The 15,393-nt window shown below is 60.1% G+C and carries 11 protein-coding genes; 2 read left to right on the forward strand and 9 right to left on the reverse strand.

Annotation, left to right across the window (positions count from 1 at the left end; translation table 11 throughout):
- Nucleotides 1–115: 115 nt before the first annotated feature.
- The 8 genes from gcvP to arcD (AC0ZWN_RS10380) all read right to left on the reverse strand — a co-directional run bounded on the left by gcvP (nucleotide 116) and on the right by arcD (AC0ZWN_RS10380) (nucleotide 10,803).
- A complete protein-coding gene (gene gcvP / locus AC0ZWN_RS10345) occupies nucleotides 116–2,968 on the reverse strand; it encodes an aminomethyl-transferring glycine dehydrogenase (protein ID WP_476334962.1) in 2,853 nt (950 codons plus the stop codon).
- Between the two features lie 11 nt (nucleotides 2,969–2,979).
- Nucleotides 2,980–3,363 carry a glycine cleavage system protein GcvH gene (gene gcvH, locus AC0ZWN_RS10350; protein ID WP_099757005.1) on the reverse strand — a complete coding sequence of 128 codons (384 nt, stop codon included), beginning with the start codon at nucleotides 3,361–3,363 and terminating at the stop codon, nucleotides 2,980–2,982.
- Nucleotides 3,364–3,796: 433 nt separating this feature from the next.
- Nucleotides 3,797–5,305, reverse strand: a complete 1,509-nt coding sequence (locus AC0ZWN_RS10355) for a sigma-54-dependent transcriptional regulator (protein WP_476334963.1) — start codon at nucleotides 5,303–5,305, stop codon at nucleotides 3,797–3,799.
- A 277-nt stretch (nucleotides 5,306–5,582) separates the two neighbouring features.
- Nucleotides 5,583–5,945, reverse strand: a complete 363-nt coding sequence (locus AC0ZWN_RS10360; RefSeq protein WP_180698636.1) for a DUF5064 family protein — start codon at nucleotides 5,943–5,945, stop codon at nucleotides 5,583–5,585.
- Nucleotides 5,946–6,007: 62 nt separating this feature from the next.
- A complete protein-coding gene (arcC, locus tag AC0ZWN_RS10365) occupies nucleotides 6,008–6,937 on the reverse strand; it encodes a carbamate kinase (RefSeq protein ID WP_414915503.1) in 930 nt (309 codons plus the stop codon).
- A 68-nt stretch (nucleotides 6,938–7,005) separates the two neighbouring features.
- Nucleotides 7,006–8,016, reverse strand: coding sequence for an ornithine carbamoyltransferase (locus AC0ZWN_RS10370; RefSeq protein ID WP_008086805.1), 1,011 nt, complete (start codon nucleotides 8,014–8,016; stop codon nucleotides 7,006–7,008).
- 69 nt (nucleotides 8,017–8,085) lie between these two features.
- A complete protein-coding gene (arcA, locus tag AC0ZWN_RS10375; RefSeq protein ID WP_116255073.1) occupies nucleotides 8,086–9,342 on the reverse strand; it encodes an arginine deiminase in 1,257 nt (418 codons plus the stop codon).
- Nucleotides 9,343–9,375: 33 nt separating this feature from the next.
- Nucleotides 9,376–10,803 (reverse strand): arginine-ornithine antiporter, encoded by a 1,428-nt coding sequence (arcD, locus tag AC0ZWN_RS10380; RefSeq protein ID WP_093430475.1) that lies wholly within the window; start codon nucleotides 10,801–10,803, stop codon nucleotides 9,376–9,378.
- Nucleotides 10,804–11,243: 440 nt separating this feature from the next.
- Between arcD (AC0ZWN_RS10380) and arcD (AC0ZWN_RS10385) the strand changes: the two genes are divergently transcribed.
- Together arcD (AC0ZWN_RS10385) and AC0ZWN_RS10390 are read left to right on the forward strand one after the other, a co-directional pair.
- Nucleotides 11,244–12,671: an arginine-ornithine antiporter gene (gene arcD, locus AC0ZWN_RS10385; protein ID WP_476334965.1), complete on the forward strand. Its 1,428-nt coding sequence runs from the start codon at nucleotides 11,244–11,246 to the stop codon at nucleotides 12,669–12,671.
- Nucleotides 12,668–13,531: a DNA-3-methyladenine glycosylase family protein gene (locus AC0ZWN_RS10390; protein WP_476334967.1), complete on the forward strand. Its 864-nt coding sequence runs from the start codon at nucleotides 12,668–12,670 to the stop codon at nucleotides 13,529–13,531. The genes arcD (AC0ZWN_RS10385) and AC0ZWN_RS10390 overlap by 4 nt, the downstream gene beginning before the upstream one ends.
- A gap of 340 nt (nucleotides 13,532–13,871) precedes the next feature.
- Here AC0ZWN_RS10390 and AC0ZWN_RS10395 read toward each other — a convergent pair whose 3' ends face one another.
- Nucleotides 13,872–15,221 carry a CoA transferase gene (locus tag AC0ZWN_RS10395; RefSeq protein ID WP_476334968.1) on the reverse strand — a complete coding sequence of 450 codons (1,350 nt, stop codon included), beginning with the start codon at nucleotides 15,219–15,221 and terminating at the stop codon, nucleotides 13,872–13,874.
- Nucleotides 15,222–15,393 lie beyond the last annotated feature (172 nt).

Raw genomic sequence — 15,393 nt, forward strand, 5'->3', positions numbered from 1 at the left:
AGCGGTCTGTCAGTCGACATCATTGGTAAATGTCAGTGCGCTATCGCGAGCAGGCTCACTCCTACAGGGGATCAGCGGTGTGTGCGGGATCAGCGATAACTGATCCCGCATCGGTTTAAGCGTAGCTTTCGATCGACGGGCAGGCGCACACCAGGTTGCGATCGCCGAAAACGTTGTCGACACGACCGACCGGTGGCCAGTATTTGCCTTCGATCAGCGACGCGACCGGGTACACGGCTTGCTCGCGGCTGTACGGGTGAGTCCACTCGCCAACCAGCTCTGCCGCCGTGTGTGGTGCGTTTTTCAGCGGGTTGTCGTCCTTGTCCAGCGTGCCGTTTTCCACCGCACGGATTTCTTCGCGGATGCGGATCATGGCGTCGCAGAAGCGATCCAGTTCTTCTTTGGATTCGCTTTCGGTCGGCTCGATCATCAGCGTGCCCGCGACCGGGAACGACATGGTCGGTGCGTGGAAGCCGAAGTCGATCAGGCGTTTGGCGACGTCATCGACGCTGATGCCGCTGCTGTCTTTCAATGGACGCAGATCCAGAATGCATTCGTGCGCCACCAGACCGTTGCTGCCGGTGTACAGCACTGGATAGTGCTCTTCGAGACGACGGGAAATGTAGTTGGCATTGAGGATCGCCAGCTGCGAAGCGCGTTTCAGGCCTGCGCCGCCCATCATGCGAATGTACATCCAGGTGATCGGCAAAATACTTGCGCTGCCGAACGGTGCTGCACAGACCGCGCCTTCCTTGCGTTCCATCTGGCCGTGGCCCGGCAGGAAAGGGGTCAGGTGCGACTTGACGCCAATCGGGCCAACGCCAGGGCCGCCACCGCCGTGCGGGATGCAGAAGGTTTTGTGCAGGTTCAGGTGCGAAACGTCACCGCCGAACTTGCCCGGTGCACAGAGGCCAACCATCGCGTTCATGTTGGCGCCGTCGATGTATACCTGGCCGCCGTTATCATGAATGATCCCGCAGATTTCGCGGATGCCTTCTTCGAACACGCCGTGGGTCGACGGGTAAGTGATCATCAGCGCGGCGAGGTGTTCGCGGTGCTCGATGGCTTTGGCGCGCAGGTCTTCGATGTCGACGTTACCGCGCGCATCGCACGCGGTCACGACCACGCGCATGCCAGCCATGTTGGCGGTGGCCGGGTTGGTGCCGTGGGCGGACGACGGGATCAGGCAGATGTCGCGGCGCTCATCGCCACGGCTCTGGTGGTAGGCGCGGATCGCCAGCAGGCCAGCGTATTCACCTTGCGAACCGGCGTTTGGTTGCAGCGAGATCGCGTCGTAACCGGTCGCGGCACAGAGCATCGCTTCCAGCTCAAAGGTCAGTTGCTGGTAACCGGCGCTTTGCGCGGCTGGAGCGAACGGGTGCAGGGCACCGAATTCAGCCCAGGTCACCGGGATCATTTCGCTGGCAGCGTTGAGTTTCATGGTGCACGAACCCAGCGGGATCATGGTGCGATCCAGGGCCAGATCCTTGTCCGCCAGTTTGCGCAGGTAGCGCATCAGCTCGGTTTCCGAGTGATAACGGTTGAACACCGGGTGGCTGAGGATCGGCGACTGACGTACCAGCGATGCTGGGATGGTGCTCTGTACCGAGGCGGCGAGAGCAGCGAAATCCGGTAGAGTCTTGCCGTCGGCGAACAGGCCCCACAGGGTTTCGATGTCAGCTTGGGTGGTGGTTTCGTCGACCGACAGGCCAAGACGCTGAGCGTCGATCACGCGCAGGTTGATCTGCGCAGCGTGGGCCTTGTCGTGCAGCGCGTCGGTGTTTGCGCCGGTGGCGACGGTCAGGGTGTCGAAGAAACTCGCTTGTTCGACGTTAGCGCCCAGCGCGGTCAGGCCTTTGGCCAGAATCGCGGTCAGGTGATGCACGCGGTTGGCGATCTGCGTCAGGCCTTTCGGGCCGTGGTAGACGGCGTACATGCTGGCGATGTTGGCCAGCAGCACTTGTGCGGTGCAGATGTTCGACGTGGCCTTCTCGCGGCGGATGTGTTGCTCGCGGGTCTGCATCGCCAGGCGCAGCGCCGGCTTGCCGAAACGGTCAACCGAGACACCGACCAGACGGCCCGGCATATCGCGCTTGAACGCATCTTTGGTGGAGAAGTAAGCCGCGTGCGGGCCACCAAAGCCCAGCGGCACGCCGAAGCGTTGTGCCGAACCGATGGCGACGTCAGCGCCGAACTCGCCTGGGGCGGTCAGCAGGGTCAGGGCCAGCAGGTCGGCAGCCACGGCGACCAGAGCGTTGGCGGCGTGGAAGCGTTCGGTCAGTTCGCGATAGTCGAACACATCACCGTTGCTTGCCGGGTATTGCAGCAGCGCGCCGAAGAACGGCGTCACGTCAGTCAGTTCACGCTCATCGCCAACAACCACGTCGATGCCCAGCGGCTCGGCACGAGTGCGCAGCACATCGAGGGTTTGCGGGTGGCTGTGGATCGAGGCGAAGAATTGGTGGCTGCCCTTGTTCTTGCTCAGGCGTTTGCAGAAGGTCATGGCTTCGGCAGCGGCGGTGGCTTCGTCGAGCAGCGAGGCGTTGGCGATCGGCAGGCCGGTGAGGTCGCTGATCATCGTCTGGAAGTTCAGCAGCGCTTCGAGACGACCCTGGGAAATTTCTGGCTGGTACGGCGTGTACGCGGTGTACCAGGCCGGGTTTTCCAGCAGGTTGCGCAGGATCGGCGACGGCGTGTGGCAGTTGTAGTAGCCCTGGCCGATGTAGGTCTTGAACAGCTGATTCTTGCCGGCGATCGATTTGATCATCGCCAGGGCATCGGCTTCGCTGAGGCCGTCGTCCATGCCGAGCACGCTGGTGCCCTTGATGCTTTCCGGAATGACGCTGGCGCTCAGGGCTTCAAGCGAGTCGAAGCCGAGGCTGTTGAGCATGGCTTGCTCGTCACCGGCGCGCGGGCCGATGTGACGGGCGATGAATTCGTTGGCGGTGCCAAGGTTTACTTGAGTCATGTCGGTATTCCTCAGGCTTCGGCTTGGGCTTTGATCAGACGGTCGTACGCGTCCTGATCGAGCAATTTGGCCACGGCCGATGCGTCGGCAGGCTGGAAGCGGAAGAACCAGCCTTCGCCCAGCGGATCTTCGTTGACCAGTTCCGGGGCGTCTTCCAGCGCCGGGTTGACTTCCAGTACGTCGCCGTCGAGAGGCATGTACACGCCGCTGGCGGCTTTCACCGATTCCACGGTGGCGGCTTCAGCGCCTTTTTCGTAAGCCTGCAGCTCAGGCAGTTGCACGAACACCACGTCGCCCAAGGCGTTCTGCGCGAAAGCGGTGATGCCGACAGTAACGCTGCCGTCAGCTTCGGTGCGCAGCCATTCGTGATCTTCAGTAAAACGCAACTCGCTCATGGAAACTCCTCAGGGGGCCAGACTCGTCTGGTGGACGCGGTGGAATAGTCGGGCGCGAAGGCCCTTATTTATGAAGGGTTGATTAGCAAGAATGTGGCCAATGTTGATTTATTGTTATAAATCAATGATTTGTGTTGTTTTTGTATGTGGCGCGTGCTGACGTGTGTAGCGAAATCGCTACAGCATGGGGCGAGGATAAAAGCTGAACGGGATCAAAGCCTTGCACAGCGGTGATCGGAGGAGGGTGTAGCGATATCGTTCCGCTGTAGCGCTTTCAGTACAGCTGGAGGTCGTTTTTGAACGGATTTCGAATGCGCCACAAATAAATGTAGGAGTGAGCCTGCTCGCGATAGCGGTCTGTCAGACGTCGCAAATGTTGAATGTCAAACCGCTATCGCGAGCAGGCTCACTCCTACAGGGGATTTGTGGTTTTTCAGGGTTTGTTGGGGATGCCGTACTTGCGCAACCGATGGGCAATGGCCGTGTGCGAAGTTTGCAGGCGGCTGGCCAGTTGGCGGGTCGAGGGATAGCTAACGTAGAGTTTTTCCAGCAGGGAACGCTCAAAAGCTTCGACCGCTTGTTCGAGGCTGTCGACATCGCTGTCGGTTTGCCGCGCCACCGAGGTACCCGCAATATCGAGATCGCCAATATCCACCAGGCTACTCTCGCAAATCGCCGCCGCGCGGAAGATCACGTTCTGCAATTGCCGCACATTGCCCGGCCAGCGGTTGCCGAGCAGGGCCGGGTAAGTTCCCGGGGCGAGACGGCAGACCGGGCGCTGGATCTGCGCGCAGGCTTGCTGCATGAAATACCGCGCCAATAGCAAAATGTCTTGCCCGCGTTCACGCAGCGGTGGCACTTCTACGTTGAGCACATTGAGGCGATAAAACAGGTCTTCGCGGAACAAGCCTTCGCTGACCATTTTTTCCAGATCGCGGTGGGTCGCGCTGAGGATGCGCACGTTGACCTTCACTTCGCGATCGCCGCCCACGCGGCGGAAGCTGCCGTCGTTCAAGAAACGCAGCAGCTTGGCCTGCAAGTACGGCGACATCTCGCCGATCTCATCGAGAAACACCGTGCCCTGGTTGGCCAGTTCCATCAGCCCCGGTTTGCCGCCGCGCGCCGCGCCGGTAAAGGCGCCGGGGGCGTAGCCGAACAGTTCGCTTTCGGCGAGGTTCTCCGGTAGGGCCGCGCAGTTGAGGGCCAGAAACGGTGCACTGTGTCGCGCGCTGATGGCGTGGCAGGCGCGGGCGACCAGTTCTTTGCCGGTGCCGGTTTCGCCTTGAATCAACAGCGGTGCATCAAGAGCGGCGACTCTTTGCGCGCGGGCCTTGAGCGTACGAATCGCCGGGGACTCGCCGAGCAGCGCATCGAAACCTTCGGCGTGGTCGTGGTGCAGTGCCGAGAGTTGTTCGCCGATGCGGTTTGGTTGATACAAGGTCAGCAGGGCGCCGGCATCGGTGATCGGCGTGGCGTCGAGCAGCAAAGTCTGGCCGTTGACGGTGATTTCGCGCAGCGGCAAACGGAAGCCGTTTTCGAGCAAGGTGTCGAGCAGCGCGGGATCGTTGAACAGTTCCGCGACACTCTCGCCGGCCGGTTCGCGACCGTACAGCGCGATCAACGCCGGGTTGGCCAGCAGCACCTTGCCGGCACTGTCGAGGGCGAGCACCGGGTCGGTCATCGCCGCCAGCAACGCATCGAGCTGCAAATGCCGACGCTGGCCGGGGAGGATGTCGACCACGGTCACAGCCTCGACGCCGAGCACGCGGAACAGCGCATCTTTGAGCTCTTCGAGCACTTGCGGGCTCAAGGTCGGGGCATCGATGTAGACGTTGGGCGGGATCATCTCCACCGCATCCAGATTGAGATTGCGCCCACCGAGGATAGCCAGGACTTCCTGGGTGATGCCGACGCGGTCGATGAAGCTGACGTGGATACGCATGGGGCGGTTCAGTGATCTGCAGAGCGGAGGGTGGCAAGTATGCCTTGGGCTTGGAGAGAGGTGAAAGCAAAAGCACCCTCATCGGAAACGCCGCCCGCCCAGCCCTCTCCCAGGGGGAGAGGGAGCCGACGGAGGTGTCTGAGGTTTGACATCGACCTGAAAGAACCAGTCGATTATGGATTCGGTAAAGCGAGTTCAGGTCGGCGTAACTCCGAAGCATCCCCCAATCAGTCCCCTCTCCCTTTGGGAGAGGGCTAGGGTGAGGGGCTTTTGCGGGTTATTCGAAATGCTCAAGATTGACCGGGTCGCCGGACTTCATATCAAGTTGCTTGCGGATGTCTTCAAACATCATGTCGTAATGCTTGTGAACCGAGCCGATCTGGCTGTGCGTCTTGGGAATGCCGTACTTCTCGGCGATTTTCGTCACATTGTTGGCAAAGTTGTAGGCCTCCTCTTTGGGCAGGAAGAAGGTCTCTTTCATGTCCTTGCCCTGAAGGTTGCCATGCATCGTGAACTGGATGCCTTTGCCTTTCTGCGGGTCGGTGAACACTTCATAGTCGAGGTGCACGTTGTAACTGACGTCATCCGGCGTCAACGCATGCCGCTCGATGTGCAGGCGACCGGGTTCGAATTGGGCCATGGTTTTCTCCTTTCAAGGCATGGGAGAAGGGCAGACCCTCGGTCTGCCCCCGGAGTTTCTAATTATCGGTAAGTGATGCCGGGCTTCGCAGTGGTCACGCGAGTACCGGCAGTGCCCTGGACAATCGCTTCGATGTCCGCCAGCGAACCGATCACCGCAACCTTGCCAGTATGGCGCGCAAATTCGCAGGCTGCCTGCACCTTCGGCCCCATCGAGCCGGCGGCGAAGCCGAGGCGTTCCAGCTCATCCGGGTGCGCTTCGGCGATGGCTTTTTGCGTCGGCTTGCCGTAATCGATGAACGCCGCGTTGACGTCCGTGGCGATTACCAGCAAGTCGGCTTCCAGTTGCTCGGCGAGCAGCGACGAGCACAGGTCCTTGTCGATCACCGCCTCGATGCCCTTGAGATTACGGTTCTCGTCGTACATGGTCGGAATCCCGCCGCCACCGGCGCAAATCACGATGCTGCCCTTGTCCAGCAACCACTTGATCGGGCGGATTTCGAAGATGCGTTTTGGCCGTGGACTGGCGACCACGCGGCGGAATTTATCGCCATCCGGAGCAATCGCCCAGCCTTTGTCGGCGGCGAGTTTTTCTGCTTCGGCCTTGTCGTAAACCGGGCCGATCGGTTTGGTCGGGTTCTGGAAGGCCGGGTCTTTGGCGTCGACTTCAACCTGAGTGAGCAGGGTGGCGAACGGCACTTCGAAATCGAGCAGGTTGCCCAGTTCCTGTTCGATGATGTAGCCGATCATGCCTTCGGTTTCGGCACCGAGCACGTCCAGCGGGTAAGGGCTGACGGAGGTGTAGGCCGCCGCTTGCAACGACAGCAGGCCGACTTGCGGGCCATTGCCGTGGGCGATGACCAGTTGATTGCCGGGATGGATCTTGGCGATTTGCTCGGTGGCGATGCGGATGTTGGCGCGCTGATTGTCAGCGGTCATCGGTTCACCACGGCGGAGCAGGGCGTTACCGCCCAGCGCTACGACGATACGCATAATGCATGTCCTTTTCGTGTTGATCGTTCCCACGCAGGATCGTGGGAACGATCATGGATCAGCAGTGGTTACAGATCAGCCAGGGTCGAGACCAGAATCGCCTTGATCGTGTGCATGCGGTTTTCCGCTTGCTCGAAGGCGATGCAGGCTGGCGACTCGAACACGTCGTCGGTCACTTCGATGCCGTTTTTCAGGTGCGGATACTGCTCGGCGATCTGTTTGCCGACCTTGGTATCACTGTTGTGGAACGCCGGCAGGCAGTGCATGAACTTGGTGCGCGGATTGCCGCTGGCTTTCATCAGTTCAGCGTTGACCTGATACGGCAGCAGTTGCTGGATACGCTCGGCCCAGGCTTCCACCGGCTCGCCCATCGACACCCAAACGTCGGTGTGGATGAAGTCGACGCCTTTGACCGCCGCTTTCGGGTCTTCAGTCAGGGTGATACGTGCGCCACTTTCTTCGGCATATTTGTGGCAACGCTCAACCAGATCATCCAGTGGCCACAGCGCTTTCGGCGCACAGATGCGCACGTCCATGCCGAGTTTGGCGCCGACCAGCAGCAGTGAGTTGCCCATGTTGTTGCGCGCATCGCCGAGGTAGGCGTAGCTGATTTCGTGGATCGGCTTGTCGGCGTGTTCACGCATGGTCAGCACGTCGGCGATCATTTGCGTCGGGTGATATTCGTCGGTCAGGCCGTTGAACACCGGCACACCGGCGAACTTGGCCAGCTCTTCGACGATTTCCTGTTTGAAGCCACGGTATTCGATGGCGTCGTACATGCGCCCCAGCACGCGGGCGGTGTCTTTCATGCTTTCTTTGTGGCCGATCTGCGACGAGTTCGGGTCGATGTAGGTGACGTTGGCGCCTTGGTCATAGGCCGCCACTTCGAACGCGCAACGGGTACGGGTCGAGGTTTTTTCGAAGATCAGGGCGATGTTGTTGCCCTTCAGGTGTTGTTGCTCGGTGCCGGTGTACTTGGCGCGCTTCAGATCGCGGGACAGGTCGAGCAGGTAACGCAGCTCACGTGGAGTGTGGTGTTCCAGGCTGAGCAGGTTACGGTTGTGAATGTTGAACGCCATGATGATTCTCCTTGGATTCGGTAATCGGCCCGGCCGCTACGGGATGGGTGCGGCCGGGGAGATGGTCGTTTAGTAATCGATCGGGTCGCGGATGATCGGGCAGGTCATGCAGTGGCCACCGCCACGGCCACGGCCCAGTTCACCGGCGCTGATGGTGATGACCTCCACACCTGCCTTGCGCAGCAGGGTGTTGGTGTAGGTGTTGCGGTCGTAGCCGATGACCACGCCCGGTTCCACGGCCACCACGTTGTTGCCGTCGTCCCATTGCTCGCGTTCGGCGGCGAAGCTGTTGCCGCCGGTTTCCACCACGCGCAGCTTCGGCAGGTTGAGGGCTTTGGCCACGGTGTCGAGGAAGGTGCCTTCTTCGCGGCGGATGTCGATGCCGCCCTGTTTGCTTTCGTCAGGGCGCAGGGTGAAGGCGACGATCTGGTTCACCACTTCCGGGAAAATTGTCACCAGGTCGCGGTCGCAGAAGCTGAACACGGTGTCGAGGTGCATCGCCGCGCGGGACTTCGGCAGGCCGGCGACGATGACTTTTTCCACGGCTTTGTTCTTGAACAGGTTCAGCGCCAGTTGGCCGATGGCCTGGCGGGATGAGCGTTCGCCCATACCGATCAGCACCACGCCGTTGCCGATTGGCATCACGTCGCCGCCCTCAAGGGTAGAGCTGCCGTGATCCTTGTCCGGGTCGCCGTACCAGATCTCGAAATCGGCATTGGTGAACTGCGGGTGGAATTTGTAGATGGCGGTGGTCAACAGGGTTTCCTGACGGCGCGCCGGCCAGTACATCGGGTTCAGCGTCACGCCACCGTAGATCCAGCAGGTGGTGTCGCGGGTGAACTGGGTGTTCGGCAGCGGCGGCAGAATGAAGCTCGAATGGCCGAGGAAGTCGCGGTACATTTCGATGATCTTGCCGCCGAAGCTGTCCGGCAGATCATCGGCCGACACGCCACCGATGAGGAATTCGGCGATGTGCCGTGGCTCCAGGCTTTTCAGCCAGGATTTGACTTCGTTGATCAGGCCCAGGCCCACCGAATCGGCAGTGACCTTGCGCTCGAGAATCCAGTCCAGCGCCTCCGGGATGGCAACGATGTCGGTCAGCAGGTTGTGCATTTCCAGCACGTCGATACCGCGCTCGCGCATCTTGGTGACGAAGTCGAAGTGGTCGCGCTTGGCCTGGGCCACCCAGAGCACGTCGTCGAACAGCAGTTCATCGCAGTTGTTCGGGGTCAGCCGCTGATGGGCCAGACCTGGGGAGCACACCATGACTTTGCGCAGTTTGCCGGCTTCGGAATGGACGCCGTACTTAACTTTTTCCGTGGTCATTTCAGATCCTCCAGATGACAAAATAATCAGGGGTTACAGAGTCAGGAAGCCGTCGTAGAGACCGTAGGCCGCCACCAGGGCGCCCGCGACCACTGCGGCGAAAATCAGCTTCTCGACGTTAGTGAAAACCGGTTGTTTGAGTTCCAGCTTGGCCTTGGCGAACAGGATCGCGCCGGGTGCGTAGAGCAGGGCCGAGAGCAGCAGATACTTGACCCCGCCGGCATACAGCAGCCACACCGCGTAGATCAACGCGATGCCGCCGATAATCAGATCCTTGCGCCGCTCGGCCGCGAAGCCTTCGTAGCTTTCGCCGCGCACCGCCAGCAGCAGGGCATAGGCCGCCGACCACAGGTACGGCACCAGAATCATCGAAGTGGCGAGGTAGATCAGCGACAGGTAAGTACTGGCCGAGAACAGCGTGATGATCAGGAAAATCTGCACCATCGCGTTGGTCAGCCACAGCGCGTTGACCGGTACGTGGTTGGCGTTTTCCTTGCGCAGGAACTCCGGCATGGTGTGGTCTTTGGCGGCGGCGAACATGATCTCCGCACACAGCAGCACCCACGACAGCAGCGCCCCCAGCAGCGAGATGATCAGACCGACGCTGATCAGCACCGCGCCCCAGTGACCGACCACATGCTCGAGCACGGCGGCCATCGACGGGTTCTGCAGTTTCGCCAGTTCCGGTTGGGTCATGATGCCCAGCGACAGCACGTTCACCAGCACCAGAAACAGCAGCACGGTAATGAAGCCGATCACGGTGGCCTTACCCACGTCCGAGCGTTTTTCCGCGCGGGCGGAGAAGATGCTCGCGCCCTCGATGCCGATGAACACCCACACGGTGACCAGCATCATGTTGCGCACCTGGTTCATCACACTGCCCAGATCCGGATTTTTGATGCCCCAGATGTCGGCGGTGAAGATGTCCAGTTTGAAGGCGAACACCGCGATCAACACGAACAGCAGCAGCGGTACGACCTTGGCGACCGTGGTCACGAGGTTGATGAACGCCGCTTCCTTGATCCCGCGCAGCACCAGAAAGTGCACGGCCCACAGCAGCACCGAGGCGCCAATCACCGCAGCAACGGTGTTGCCCTCACCGAAAACCGGAAAGAAATAGCCGAGAGTGCTGAACAGCAGAACGAAGTAACCGACGTTACCCAGCCATGCGCTGATCCAGTAACCCCAAGCGGACGAGAAACCCATGTAATCGCCAAATCCGGCCTTGGCGTAGGCGTAGACGCCGCCGTCCAGGTCAGGCTTGCGATTGGCGAGGGTTTGAAAGACAAAAGCGAGGGTGAGCATGCCGACAGCGGTGATGGCCCAACCGATAAGTACCGCACCGACGTCGGCGCTGGCGGCCATGTTTTGAGGCAAGGAGAATATCCCGCCACCGATCATTGAACCGACTACCAATGCAACCAGTGCACCTAGTCGTAGTTTTCCGGGAGCTTCAGACATTTGCATGACTCCATTGCAGGAGAGAAGAGATCACAGCGTAGTTCTGTTGTCTGTTCAAACAGCTGACGTAGATCAGTGCATGGTCACATTCCATTGTTAATGAATGACTTAGGCTTCGGCTGAAGGCATAAAGCTCCTGCCCGCAAGGCCCGTCCTAGAGGCGTTGTGGCTACATCTTTGGGAATGGCTATTATTACTTTCGAATTATCACGCTAGTTCTTTTTCAGCTTTTGGCAAATTTTCTGTCTCTGTTTTCAGTACAGAATTGAATTATCGGGATCAGCGCACAAAACCGACTTAGCGTGCTAGGGCGTTAGCGTCATCGGCTATATATAAATGGGCGTTAATTGGCGTTACTTGATAAACGTCATCTACCTTTATCCGTTTAGTTAATCGTCTTTAAAACCCAATTCTCACCACACATTCAAAGGGAAACTGAAATGTCGCAACCGACGCAAAAGCTGCGATTAGGCGCGTTGATCGCTCTGGTGGTGGGTTCGATGATTGGCGGGGGAATTTTCTCCCTGCCGCAGAACATGGCGGCGCGCGCCGATGCCGGGGCGATTCTGATCGGTTGGGGGATTACCGCGATCGGCATGCTGACTCTGGCGTTCGTCTTTCAGACCCTGGCCAATCGCAAGCCGGAACTGGATTCCGGCGTATACGCCTACGCCAAGGCCGGGTTTGGCGACTACATGGGTTTCTCGTCCGCCTGGGGTTACTGGATCAGTGCGTGGCTGGGCAACGTCGGCTATTTCGTGCTGCTGTTCAGCACCCTCGGCTATTTCTTTCCGGTGTTTGGCCAAGGCAATACGCCGATCGCTATTGGCTGCGCGTCGGTGCTGCTGTGGGCCGTGCATTTTTTGGTGATGCGCGGGATCAAGGAGGCGGCGCTGATCAATCAACTGACCACGGTGGCCAAAGTCGTACCGCTAATCATGTTCATCGTTATCGCGGCGGTGGCGTTCAAGGCTGACATTTTTACCCGCGACATCTGGGGCACCAGCAACCCGAATTTCGGCGGGGTAATGGATCAGGTGCGCAACATGATGCTGGTCACGGTGTTCGTGTTCATCGGCATCGAAGGTGCCAGTGTGTACTCGGCGCGGGCGGAGAAACGCAGCGACGTCGGCCGCGCCACGGTGATCGGTTTTATCGGCGTGCTGGCGCTGCTGGTGCTGGTCAACGTGCTGTCGCTGGGGATCATGAGCCAGCCGGAATTGGCCAATCTGCAGAACCCGTCGCTGGCGGCGGTGCTCGAGCACATCGTCGGGCCGTGGGGTGCGTTGCTGATCAGCATTGGCCTGGCGATTTCCCTGCTCGGTGCGTTGTTGTCGTGGGCGCTGCTGTGTGCGGAGATTCTTTTCGCCACGGCGAAGGACAAGACCATGCCGGCGTTTCTGAAAAAGGAAAACAAGAATCACGTCCCGGTCAATGCGTTGTGGCTGACCAACGTGATGATCCAGATCTTCCTGTTGATCACGCTGTTTTCGGCGGGTACTTACACCAGTCTGATTTATCTGGCCTCATCGATGATTCTGGTGCCGTACCTGTGGTCGGCGGCGTACGCGGTGTTGCTCAGCGGACGTGGCGAAACCTATGAGCATGCCTCGGCAGAGCGCACCAAGGATTTGCTGATTGGCGGCATCGCCCTCGGTTACGCGGTGTGGTTGTTGTATGCCGGTGGGGTGAAGTATTTGCTGCTGTCGGCGCTGTTGTATGCGCCAGGGGTGATTTTGTTTGCCAAGGCCAAGCGTGAGGCGGGCGAGCCGTTGTTCACTCATGTCGAGAAAGGCATTTTCACCTGCGTGATCACCGGCGCGGGGCTGGCGGCGTATGGGTTGTACAGCGGTGTGTTGTCGTTGTGAGGTTGTCGCTTGCGTATGCACCGCCGTATGACTGGGAGGCGATGTTGGGGTTTCTCGCGGCACGGGCGGTGGTCGGGATGGAGACCGTGGCCGATGGTGTGTATTCACGCAGCATTGGCTTGAACGGGCTTCATGGCACGGTTTCAATTTGGCCTGAGGCAGGGAATGCCTTGGCCGTTGAGCTGGATTTTCCTGATCCGTTGGTGGTGCCAGAGATCGTTGTCAGGTTGCGGCGGATGTTTGATCTGGATGCGGATCTGGCGGTGATGCATGCGCATCTGGCGAATGATCCGTTGCTGGCGCGGTTGATTGCCGAGCGGCCGGGATTACGGATTCCCGGGGCGTGGGATGGCTTGGAACTGGCCTTTCGCGCGGTGCTCGGGCAGCAGATTACCGTGGTTGCGGCGATTCGCCTGGCGGGGAAACTGGTGGCGCAATATGGCGCGCCGCTGGATTCGGGCGTGCCGGGGCTGACTCACGTGTTTCCCGAGGCGAGCGTGTTGGCGGCGGCAGATCTGGCAACGCTGGGCATGCCGAAAAGTCGCGGGCGGACGCTGTCGGGTGTGGCGCAGGCGTTGCTCGATGAGCCTTCATTGTTTGAACCGAATCGCGAGGGTGGCGTGGCGCGGTTGTTGGCGTTGCACGGGATTGGCGAGTGGACGGCGCAGTACATTGCGTTGCGGCAGTTGCGGGATATGGATGGGTTTCCGACCGGCGATGTCGGGTTGTTGCGGGCACTGGAAGTGCTGGAAGGAGAGCGGCCGCCAGCGCGGGATTTGTCGTTGCGCGCTGAGGCGTGGCGGCCGTATCGGGGGTATGCGGCGCAACTGTTGTGGACATCTTTGAGCCGGGCAGATTGATACATCATCGCTCAACTTGAAATTGCAGCCCTCACCCCAGCCCTCTCCCGGAGGGAGAGGGGGCCGACCGAGGTGTCTTGCGTTGTACATCGACCTGCAAGACCGAGTCGATTATGGATTCACAGCCGATCGTTCAAGTCGGTGAATCTCTCGAATATCCCCCAATCAGTCCCCTTTGCCTGAGGGAGAGGGTGCCGACCGAGGTGTCTGGCGCTATACGTCGACCTGTTAAATCGAGTCGATTATGGATTCAGTGATGCAGGGTCAGGTCGGCGTAACTCCGAAGCATCCCCCAATCGGTCCCCTCTCCCTCTGGGAGAGGGTTAGGGTGAGGGGCTTTTTAAGCCCACCGTGGTTGGTGAGAACCCAATTCCGTAGCCGGCAAAGCCCATTGAATAGATATGCCGCTGATCTTCACCGGCACCTGCAAGCGATGCGCCGGGCCCCAAGGGGTCTGTTCCAGAAATGAGCCCTGATCCCGCTCATCTTCCGCCCGCAATACCTCACTCGTACCCGGCCCAGATTCAATCAACAACTTCGCCGTCCGCGCCAGCGACAACCGCGCCGAGCCACCACGACCCGTGTTCAAACGCTCGGTCAACAGGCGGAGCGCACTCGCCGCCAGCAAATACCCGGTCGCATGATCCAGCGCCTGCACCGGCAACGGCGTCGGTTTGTCAGCTTGCTTCCAGCGCTGCCCGGCCTCGGCGATGCCGCTGCTCATCTGCACCAGACTGTCGAAACCTCGACGGTTCTGCCACGGGCCGCTCCAGCCGTAGGCGTTGAGGCCGGCGTCGATCAGGCCCGGCGCGAGCTGGCGACGGCGCTCAACGCCGAAACCAAGATTCTCCAGCGCATCGGCGCGGTAACCGTGCAGCAGAATGTCAGCGTCTTTCAACAATCCTTCGAACACCGCACGATCAACCGGATCATGCAGGTTCAACCGTGCGCAACGTTTGCCGAGGGTCATTTCCGGAATGACACCAGGCTCATTCCAGGTCGGGGAATCGATGCGCAACACGTTGGCGCCAAGGCCTGCGAGGAAACGGCTGGCGGTGGGGCCAGCGAGGACACGCGTCAAATCAAGTACCTTGATCCCGGCCAACGGTTGCGCCACCGAGCCTTGCCACGGTTGACTGTGTTCATCCGGCGAATCGAAGAAATGCACCAGCGGCTCGGCATTCACCGCCAGCCCCTGCGGATGCGTCTGCCACTGCACCCAACTGCGCATTTGCGCGGCACAACCCTGGGCCTCGACCACCGCTTGCTCCAGATCCGTACTCGCCCATTGCGCGACTTTGGCAGCCATCGCTCCACGGTCGGCGCAGGCACCGAGCACACGTTCAGCGGCGGCGCGGTGATGCGGGGCATTGGTGTGCAGGCGGATCCAGCCATCGCGGGTCTGATAATCGCCAGCGACGGGATCCCACAGTGGCGGGACTTGCCAGCCGATGGGACGGATTGATGTGGCGAACCAGAACGAGGCCAGTCTTCGGTCGACTTCGACGGCGGGCAAGTGTCCGGTTTGTTGCAGGAGCAGTTCGCTGACGGCCTGACCGGCCGCGGCGATGCTCGCGCAGGCCAGGTCGGTGACGGCGAACGCCGAGGGCAGGGCGCCACTGTTGGTGAACGGAATCGGCGTGTGTGGCAAGCCGAGTGCGGCTTGAATGGACGTGAGCAGATCAGTCATCGAAGGCCCTCCGGAAGAGAGGGCGATGATAGTGCAAAACAATCTCGAGTCAGATGAAAACGCCAGCGGGTGAACACTCACCACTGTGGGAGCGAGCTTGCTCGCGAAGAGGTCATCACATTCAACATCATCATTGAATGGCAGACCGCATTCGCGAGCAAGCTCGCTCCCA

This window comes from Pseudomonas sp. 3B-A001-10F (assembly GCF_056313565.1).

Coding starts and splice junctions, on each gene's coding strand:
- gcvP (WP_476334962.1), bottom strand. CDS start 2,968: ATGACTCAAGTAAACCTTGGCACCGCCAACGAATTCATCGCCCGTCAC.
- gcvH (WP_099757005.1), bottom strand. CDS start 3,363: ATGAGCGAGTTGCGTTTTACTGAAGATCACGAATGGCTGCGCACCGAA.
- AC0ZWN_RS10355 (WP_476334963.1), bottom strand. CDS start 5,305: ATGCGTATCCACGTCAGCTTCATCGACCGCGTCGGCATCACCCAGGAA.
- AC0ZWN_RS10360 (WP_180698636.1), bottom strand. CDS start 5,945: ATGGCCCAATTCGAACCCGGTCGCCTGCACATCGAGCGGCATGCGTTG.
- arcC (WP_414915503.1), bottom strand. CDS start 6,937: ATGCGTATCGTCGTAGCGCTGGGCGGTAACGCCCTGCTCCGCCGTGGT.
- AC0ZWN_RS10370 (WP_008086805.1), bottom strand. CDS start 8,016: ATGGCGTTCAACATTCACAACCGTAACCTGCTCAGCCTGGAACACCAC.
- arcA (WP_116255073.1), bottom strand. CDS start 9,342: ATGACCACGGAAAAAGTTAAGTACGGCGTCCATTCCGAAGCCGGCAAA.
- arcD (WP_093430475.1), bottom strand. CDS start 10,803: ATGTCTGAAGCTCCCGGAAAACTACGACTAGGTGCACTGGTTGCATTG.
- arcD (WP_476334965.1), top strand. CDS start 11,244: ATGTCGCAACCGACGCAAAAGCTGCGATTAGGCGCGTTGATCGCTCTG.
- AC0ZWN_RS10395 (WP_476334968.1), bottom strand. CDS start 15,221: ATGACTGATCTGCTCACGTCCATTCAAGCCGCACTCGGCTTGCCACAC.